Origin of the sequence: Pseudoalteromonas sp. TB51, from assembly GCF_000498055.1 — a bacterium.
GTDB lineage: Bacteria > Pseudomonadota > Gammaproteobacteria > Enterobacterales > Alteromonadaceae > Pseudoalteromonas > Pseudoalteromonas atlantica.
Window position 1 is genome coordinate 35,956 of the sequence record NZ_AUTO01000049.1, and the last position, 6,370, is coordinate 42,325.

At 41.0% G+C, this 6,370-nt stretch carries 9 protein-coding genes; 4 read left to right on the plus strand and 5 right to left on the minus strand.

The annotated features are described in order from the left end of the window. Window positions 1-178 precede the first annotated feature (178 nt). Window positions 179-1,789, plus strand: a complete 1,611-nt coding sequence (gene nadB, locus L650_RS0101555; RefSeq protein WP_024033085.1) for an L-aspartate oxidase — start codon at window positions 179-181, stop codon at window positions 1,787-1,789. Here the strand turns inward: nadB and L650_RS0101560 are convergent. Both L650_RS0101560 and L650_RS0101565 read right to left on the minus strand, forming a co-directional pair. After that, a complete protein-coding gene (locus tag L650_RS0101560) occupies window positions 1,764-2,183 on the minus strand; it encodes a hypothetical protein (RefSeq protein WP_085065394.1) in 420 nt (139 codons plus the stop codon). The genes nadB and L650_RS0101560 overlap by 26 nt on opposite strands. Then, window positions 2,176-2,427 (minus strand): succinate dehydrogenase assembly factor 2, encoded by a 252-nt coding sequence (locus L650_RS0101565; RefSeq protein WP_004586219.1) that lies wholly within the window; start codon window positions 2,425-2,427, stop codon window positions 2,176-2,178. The genes L650_RS0101560 and L650_RS0101565 overlap by 8 nt, the downstream gene beginning before the upstream one ends. A 162-nt stretch (window positions 2,428-2,589) precedes the next feature. Here L650_RS0101565 and L650_RS0101570 point away from each other — a divergent pair, with 162 nt between their 5' ends. Further along, on the plus strand, window positions 2,590-3,501 hold the full coding sequence (locus L650_RS0101570) for a YgfZ/GcvT domain-containing protein (protein WP_004586218.1): 912 nt from the start codon (window positions 2,590-2,592) through the stop codon (window positions 3,499-3,501). 12 nt (window positions 3,502-3,513) lie between these two features. Further along, entirely contained in the window at window positions 3,514-3,999 is a 486-nt protein-coding gene (locus L650_RS0101575) for a peptidylprolyl isomerase (protein ID WP_004586217.1), read from the plus strand. 41 nt (window positions 4,000-4,040) lie between these two features. Here L650_RS0101575 and L650_RS0101580 read toward each other — a convergent pair whose 3' ends face one another. The 3 genes from L650_RS0101580 to L650_RS0101590 form a co-directional block, all read right to left on the minus strand. Continuing rightward, window positions 4,041-4,529, minus strand: coding sequence for a hypothetical protein (locus L650_RS0101580; RefSeq protein WP_004586216.1), 489 nt, complete (start codon window positions 4,527-4,529; stop codon window positions 4,041-4,043). Between the two features lie 16 nt (window positions 4,530-4,545). Then, complete coding sequence (locus L650_RS0101585) at window positions 4,546-5,325, minus strand: DUF481 domain-containing protein (RefSeq protein ID WP_276537847.1); 780 nt, start codon at window positions 5,323-5,325, stop codon at window positions 4,546-4,548. A gap of 66 nt (window positions 5,326-5,391) precedes the next feature. Further along, window positions 5,392-5,721 carry an HI1450 family dsDNA-mimic protein gene (locus L650_RS0101590; RefSeq protein ID WP_029771932.1) on the minus strand — a complete coding sequence of 110 codons (330 nt, stop codon included), beginning with the start codon at window positions 5,719-5,721 and terminating at the stop codon, window positions 5,392-5,394. Between the two features lie 249 nt (window positions 5,722-5,970). On the opposite strand from L650_RS0101590, the gene L650_RS0101600 reads away from it, so the two are divergent. Beyond that, window positions 5,971-6,370: enoyl-CoA hydratase-related protein (locus L650_RS0101600; RefSeq protein ID WP_029771933.1), on the plus strand; the 400-nt coding region annotated here is incomplete at its 3' end.

Here is a 6,370-nt window from a genome sequence, read left to right on the forward strand (position 1 = left end):
CTGACCTCTTTATGAATAAAAAGTTCTGCTTAATATTATTTTTTTATAAAATAGTCGTAAATAACGGCGCTAAGCCATTAAAATCACTACGTAGTAATATGACAAATATGATACAACTACACTATTAAAAACAAATATTGCTCTAATTTGAGCATTGTAACCGCAAAGTACCTCTGACATGAACCAAAATAAACATCATATTGCTGATGTCGCTATTATCGGTAGCGGCGCGGCGGGCTTATCTCTTGCATTGTCTTTAGCTAACTATTGTAATGTTACTGTGATCAGTAAAGGTGCCCTCACCGAAGGCTCTACACTGTATGCACAAGGCGGGATTGCCGCAGTATTTGATAAAAAAAACGACAGCATAGAATCACATGTTGAAGATACCCTTGATGCCGGCGGTGGTTTATGTGACCGAGAAGCTGTGCATTATACTGCAAGTAATGCGCATCAGTGTTTACAATGGCTCATTGAGCAAGGCGTTCCTTTTGACATGGAGTTTGATAGCAAAGGAAAAGAGCGCTTTCATTTAACCCGCGAAGGCGGACACAGCCATCGCCGTATTTTACATGCAGCCGATGCCACTGGTAAGGCCGTACAAACCACGTTAATTAGCCAAGTTAAAGCGCATAAAAACATTACCTTGCTCGAGCAATACAACGCCATCGACTTGATTAGTGATAAAAGCTTAGGTAAGCCGGGTTCGCATATTCATGGCATGTACGTGTGGAATAAAAAAGCAAAAAAAGTAGAAACTATTTCCGCTAAATTTGTAGCGCTCGCAACAGGGGGGGCAAGCAAGGTGTATTTGTACACTTCAAACCCTGATGTATCTAGCGGTGACGGTATTGCCATGGCGTGGCGTGCAGGCTGTAGGGTAGCCAATATGGAATTTAACCAATTTCACCCCACTAGCCTTTATCATCCAGAGCTACAAAACTTCTTAATTACCGAAGCTATGCGCGGTGAAGGAGCGTATTTAAAGCGCCCCGACGGCACTCGCTTTATGAAAGACTTTGACGATAGAGAAGAGCTGGCACCGCGCGACATAGTAGCCCGTGCTATCGACTTTGAAATGAAGCGTTTAGGTGCAAATTGTGTATACCTAGATATTAGCCACAAAGATAAAGACTTTATTATTGAGCACTTCCCTACTATTTACGCAAAGTGTTTAAGTGTAGGGCTTGATATAACCAAAGAAGCCATCCCGGTTGTTCCTGCCGCGCATTATACGTGTGGCGGTGTAATGAGCGACTTTAACGGTAAAACCGATTTAGACAACTTATACGCTGTAGGCGAAGTAGCCTACACAGGTTTGCACGGCGCTAACCGTATGGCGAGCAATTCATTATTAGAGTGCATTGTGTTTGCTCACGCTGCCGCTAAAGATATTTTAAGTAAACTTGAGCATGCGCCAGCACCACTTGCGCTGCCAAGCTGGGATGAAAGCCGAGTCAGTAATTCTGATGAAGAAATTGTTATTACCCATAACTGGCACGAACTGCGGTTATTTATGTGGGATTATGTAGGCATTGTGCGCTCAACTAAACGCCTAGAACGAGCACTGCACCGTGTTGAGTTATTACAACAAGAAATACATGATTATTACGCAAACTTTAGAGTAAGTAATAACTTATTGGAGCTTCGTAATTTAGTGCAAGTAGCCGAGCTGATAATTAGAAGTGCAATGCAGCGTAAAGAAAGCCGTGGCCTTCACTATACAATTGACTACCCTGAGCAAAATGAAAACCCAACACCCACTATTTTGATTCCACCTCGCCATTAATGGCAATCAATGCTGCGCGCTTTAAACGTGCGTAGCTTTGCTTATTTACGCCATTAGCTGAAATAATAAGCCATTGGCGTTTATTAAAACCTTTAATGTGTAACCACACACTGGTATTTAATATTTTTGTTTTAGGGGTTATTTGCCCCTGAACTTTTAAACTTTCGTTTTCGAAGCGTATTTGCTTAGGCTCTAAAATAATAACGCCACTTTCAGGGTGAATGGCCACTATTTTTTGCCATACCCAGCATAGCGCAATTGCATTTACAGTTATACAAACAACAATGCTAAAAAAAGAGCTTAAATAAAGCCCCAATACCACACTTAATAAGCAGAAAAACAGCACCACTGGCCGCTGTTCTGCTTTATTATTTACTACTGTAAACCTATACACGAACTCGGTCTAAAATTAGCGATACCATGGTATTAAGCTCAGCATCTTTACACTCTTCATGGCCCATAAACCATGCAAATAAATCAGGGTCTTCTTGGGTTAGCAAACGCTGAAATACAGCCTGTTGCTGTGCATTTAACGAATCATACGCCTGCTCTACAAATGGCATAAACAAAACATCTAACTCTAACATGCCGCGGCGACAAGCCCAGCGTATACGTGCTTTACTATGAATTTCAGTCATTTTAAACCTCATACTTAATTGTCCCGAGTTTAACAAATACCCGCCTAATTAGCAGCTATTAATCTGTGTTCAAATAATAAAAAACTGCCCGCCTTCGTTGCTGTACCCTAGGTTATAACTGCGTTATTATGTCTACTCATTTGTATTGCACAGAAGGTTTTTATGTCGAGCGTTTATGCATGTCCGTTATCTCACCAACTTATTAGCCTAACCGGTGCGGATAAATTGTCTTATCTTCACGGACAAATCACTCAAGATCTCAATAAACTATCTAACAGCAATTATTTATGGGCTGGTCACTGCAGTGCCAAAGGCAAGTTGTGGGGTGTATTTAAATTATTTTCTCACCAAGATAGCTACTACTTAGCAGGTTCACAGCCTGAGGTAGAGAAGTCGCTCAGTGAGCTAAAAAAATACGCTGTGTTTGCCAAAGTAGATATTGATGTTTCTACGAACAGATTAATCGGGTTGATCAGTGACGATTTAACCCCAGTACTAGAAAAACTTGATATTCGTTTTTCTGATGACCAAACGGCCTGTGACTTCCCAAGTGGTAAAGCCCTTAAATTAGCGCCAAATCGCGTTTTACTAATGGTTGATAGCCAATTTAGTATGCCAGATGATGTGTCTACATTAGATAACTGCGCACTATGGCAAGAAGCCGCTATAAAAGCGGGCGAGCCACAATTAAATAGTGACGCCATTGGCGAATACGTACCACAAATGGTAAACCTTCAAGCGATTAACGGCATTAGTTTTAAAAAAGGCTGTTACACCGGCCAAGAAACGGTTGCCCGTATGAAGTACCTAGGTAAAAACAAACGCGCTATGTATATTGTTACAGGTAAAAGCGATGGCCTACTTGAAGAGCCTGAGCTTGAAACCCAAGTGGGCGAAAACTGGCGCCGCGCTGGTAAACTAATTGCCCAAAGCTATAACGAAAATAGCCAAACCTTATTTGGCCTTGTTGTGCTGCCAAACGATACACCAAGTACACACGTACTTCGTGCAAAGCACACCCCTCAGGTAGAGCTAAGCATTCTGCCTCTACCTTACTCTCTTGAAGATGAATAAATAGGAATGACTATGATCGTTGCACCAAACACAGTAGTAAAAATGCATTATTCAGTACTGGATAACGATGGCAATACCATTGATAACTCTTTTGATGGCGAGCCACTGGTTTTTATTATTGGCACAGGCTACTTAATCCCAGGGCTTGAAAATGCACTCCAAGGCAAGCAAGCCGGTGATACATTAAATGTAAAAGTAGAACCTGAAGAAGGCTACGGCGAACGTCACGATAACCTAATGCAAGCGGTGCCTAAGTCGATGTTTGATGGCATGGAGATTGAAGTGGGTATGCAATTTAGAGCGTCAACTGATGATGGTGATCAATCTGTGATGATTATCGAGATTCAAGATGAAGACGTTATAGTTGATGGCAACCACCCGCTTTCGGGTATTACCCTTAATTTTGATGTAGAAATTTTAGAGGTGCGCGAAGCAACCGAAGAAGAGCTTGCGCACGGCCACGTGCACGGTGAAGGCGGTTGTGGTCACGATCACTAATCATACCGCCGTTTATAAAAAAAGCGCCTAAGGCGCTTTTTTTATAACATATTGTTGTAGGTCGCGGTTTTTATTGGCGCCGGTTCCTCTAAAGGGGTTTCACTGGGTGTTATTTTACCCTCAAGCGCACGTAATAAGCCTTGTTGATCGTTTGTTCCCACTCGGTACTTAGTACCGTCTTTTAAGGTTAACTGTAGCGCACTAAACCCGGATACAGAATACACCCACCCATCATGCGTAATACGAATACCAATACCATGGCGGTAAGAGTTTTGCACCGCTTTAGCCTCTACTATGTCGGCTAGTGCTAAACGTTGCCCCGCAACGCCAGGGCCAAAAGCCCAACTAATTGTTTGCTCGTCAACTTTTACAGTTAAACCATGAAACAAAAAACCGACTAAAACCAATACACCGGCAAATACCATTAATGGCACATCGGCGCCCATTAAGTTCCAGGCTAAGGCTACAAAGCCGCCTATCCATGCTAAAACAAAAAATATAAACACCGCATATTGTTTATGCTGATACATAACGCTCTCTTTATTATTAAAAACTGTACACCAACGTGGCGCTTAATTCTGAGTCGTATTTAAGGTTATCGTCTTCAGGTTTTGAATTATAACGATACATATAGGCAAACTTTAACGATACCGCACCTATAACTTGGCTAATCAAAGCGGTTTCTGACTTCAAACGCGAATTTAACCCCGACAAAGACTGCTCAATACTCACATCTTGATTAAAGCGCGTGCGCTTTGATACCAAACGCTCCCACTGCATTGCAATACGTACTAAATAACCAGTTTTGTTTTCATCTTCTTCGCTTACCTCTGATTCATCATCAGCGACAGAGCGATATAAGCCTGGGCCAATATCAATATCTACTTTATTTTTTACACCTTGGTAAACTCTGGCACCATAGCCCGTAGCCACTGTACTTTTGTAATCTAGGCCGCTAAATTTATCTTCTTCGTAGTCACCATAAATAAAAAATGAAGAGTTTTTAACCCCCACTTTGTAGTTACCCTGTGCAGAGACAAAAATACGGTCTGCCGTTACATCGGTTTGCCCTGTATCTTCGTTTTGATCTCGTTTATACAAGGTGTCTAATTTAAATTGGTTACGCCAATTTTCGAAGTCTTGGTATAAATTTCCTCTAAACTTAAAGCTGGTAGAGTTAGTATTACCCTTACTTAAAATCAAGCCAAATTCAGTATCGCCATAGAGCATTTCGCCTTTATGTAGCTCGTGAATTTCTTCATCAGAGAGTTGTCCATATTCATGAAAGTCTTCAAATGGATCAACAGCCCAACAGCGGCTGCTCATTATTAAAAACACGAATAGTAAATACTTATGCACGGTAAACTCTCTTGCACATACAAACAAAACTGCTTACTCAGCGTGCTCTGTTTCTTTCCACAAAATATGACAAAACGGCGCGTCTTTATCACGGCTAATTAAAATTTTTGCAAATAACACATCTTCGTTTTCAAACTCTAACCCCACTAGCACTTGCACAAATAACTCCGGCTCTATTTCAAGTGCAACAAAGTTTTGCCATTGCTCATCAGGCTCGCCCTCTTCAATAAACCCAAGTTCTTCTCGGTATTCGTTAAAGTCTTCAACATCTTGTTCGCTAAGATTATTTGGCGCCAGCTCTAAAAAAATATCGTACGCTTGATGGGTAACTTCTTCTTCGCTATATAAACGTGGGCCTGACATGGGTAAAACCTCAATGCATTTTAAGTGCGCACATAATATCAAAACTCATCTGTGTTTTGAGAAAAAACAGCTAAAAATAATGACTTTTTTGTTACCAGCTCATGCGCGGTTAAGCTTAAATAAGATTCAAAGTGCTCTGACTAAAAAAGTTAAAAATAATTCAATTTATTTTTTATTATAAAACAAACCGTTACTTTACTTAGTAAGGCGTACATCATAAGCTCAAACATATAATAATAGGAGAGCGCAATGATAAAACTAGAAATACAACAAGGCATTGCTAACGTTATTTTAAGCCGCGCAGAAAAACAAAATGCACTTAGCTTTGATATGTTCATGCAATTAAACAGCACTATTAAACGTATAAAAAAAGATAAAAGTGTTCGCGCCGTAGTAATAAAAGGTGATGGTGAGCATTTTTGCTCAGGGCTTGATGTGGCTGCAGTGATGGCCTCACCATTAAACATTGTTAGGCTGTTGCTAAAATGGCTACCTGGCAATCAAAACCTAGCGCAAAAAGTGGTACTGGGCTGGCAATCGTTAAGCGTACCTGTGATTGCGCAAATAAACGGAAATTGTTTAGGGGGTGGGCTACAAATAGCATTGGGCGCCGACTATAGAATTGTTGATACCCACGCAAAACTAGCCA

Excerpts from the sequence above, each read along its gene's own strand:
- nadB (WP_024033085.1), top strand. The coding sequence starts at position 179 with ATGAACCAAAATAAACATCATATTGCTGATGTCGCTATTATCGGTAGC.
- L650_RS0101585 (WP_276537847.1), bottom strand. The coding sequence starts at position 5,325 with ATGAGCAGCCGCTGTTGGGCTGTTGATCCATTTGAAGACTTTCATGAA.
- L650_RS0101580 (WP_004586216.1), bottom strand. The coding sequence starts at position 4,529 with ATGTATCAGCATAAACAATATGCGGTGTTTATATTTTTTGTTTTAGCA.
- L650_RS0101565 (WP_004586219.1), bottom strand. The coding sequence starts at position 2,427 with ATGACTGAAATTCATAGTAAAGCACGTATACGCTGGGCTTGTCGCCGC.
- L650_RS0101590 (WP_029771932.1), bottom strand. The coding sequence starts at position 5,721 with ATGTCAGGCCCACGTTTATATAGCGAAGAAGAAGTTACCCATCAAGCG.
- L650_RS0101575 (WP_004586217.1), top strand. The coding sequence starts at position 3,514 with ATGATCGTTGCACCAAACACAGTAGTAAAAATGCATTATTCAGTACTG.
- L650_RS0101570 (WP_004586218.1), top strand. The coding sequence starts at position 2,590 with ATGTCGAGCGTTTATGCATGTCCGTTATCTCACCAACTTATTAGCCTA.